Origin of the sequence: Streptomyces djakartensis, assembly GCF_014651075.1 — a bacterium.
Taxonomy (GTDB): Bacteria; Actinomycetota; Actinomycetes; order Streptomycetales; family Streptomycetaceae; genus Streptomyces; species Streptomyces djakartensis.
In genome coordinates, this window is sequence record NZ_BMWE01000057.1 from 1 (window position 1) to 999 (window position 999).

At 40.8% G+C, this 999-nt stretch carries 3 protein-coding genes; 1 reads left to right on the plus strand and 2 read right to left on the minus strand.

Annotated features, from left to right (window positions below; all coding sequences use genetic code 11):
- Positions 1-9: 9 nt before the first annotated feature.
- Both IE212_RS34435 and IE212_RS34440 read right to left on the minus strand, forming a co-directional pair.
- Positions 10-315, minus strand: a complete 306-nt coding sequence (locus IE212_RS34435) for a hypothetical protein (RefSeq protein WP_190201927.1) — start codon at positions 313-315, stop codon at positions 10-12.
- A 204-nt stretch (positions 316-519) separates the two neighbouring features.
- Positions 520-717, minus strand: coding sequence for a hypothetical protein (locus tag IE212_RS34440; protein WP_190201928.1), 198 nt, complete (start codon positions 715-717; stop codon positions 520-522).
- A 42-nt stretch (positions 718-759) separates the two neighbouring features.
- Between IE212_RS34440 and IE212_RS35320 the strand changes: the two genes are divergently transcribed.
- The coding region (locus IE212_RS35320; RefSeq protein WP_229864729.1) for a hypothetical protein at positions 760-999 on the plus strand (240 nt) is incomplete at its 3' end.

A 999-nucleotide genomic window follows, 5' to 3' on the forward strand; every position in this document is an offset into this window, starting at 1 on the left:
AACAAAATGTTATAGGATTCCATCATCATTAGTTTCATTAGTAGAATTATCATCAGTAACTACATTATAAACATGGCTATCAAGACTATTATCAATAATACGAGCGATACTTTTTAATTTACCAGCAATACCAAGTCTGCTCTTATTAACACTATCATATACTTTTGTTATATCATCAGCATTACCATTAGTAGTCATATCAGTAATAGCAAGAAGAATACAATCACCAGCAGGATAAAGTTTAGTAAGTTCAATAGAAGTTATAGAATTATCATTCTCAACTTCAATAGTAGTAATAATACGATGTACTTTCATAATGTTTAATATTAGGACAAGACTTATCAGAACTTACAGCTAGGTCTTGATTGACAAGTCTTATCAGACTGTTAAGTTCGTTTACTGCAATCTATTTAATGTCGATAATGAGCATTTCCATGTCGAACACTAGCGATAGCATCAACAAAACTATTGTTGATAACATCAGTGCTACCAACCCGAAGGTCAGTAGCACTATGTTCATTAGAATGGAATGTCGTCATCATTCATTGCAGTAGCAACAAAACTAGCTGCTTTAGCTTTAGCCTCACGCTTGGCAGCAATAGCAGCACGAGCGTCCTCCATAATCTGCTTGATAAGTACATTATATGCACCAACAAGAACAGGGTCAGTAGGTTGTTCGATACCTACAATATGATATACATATCGGTCATAATCCACAACATTGTAAAGATTGTCTTTACGAGTAAATGGATTACGGTCTTGTACACCAGCAGGTACAAACTGGCAAAGAACTTTGGCAGCAACACCAGTCAGTCACGTCGGCCACTCACGCGGGCCGGCCACGGCAGCCACTACGGCGCCGTGACGAACCTGCTGCTGGGCCGCGCACCACATATCCCGTCACCATCCATTCACGGATCAACGAAAGAGGCTCCAATGAGCAACAACGCCATCCCCCAGACCGGTCAGCAGCGCGAGCGCAACGAGCAGGCCGAGGAG

Coding starts and splice junctions, on each gene's coding strand:
- IE212_RS34435 (WP_190201927.1), bottom strand. CDS start 315: ATGAAAGTACATCGTATTATTACTACTATTGAAGTTGAGAATGATAAT.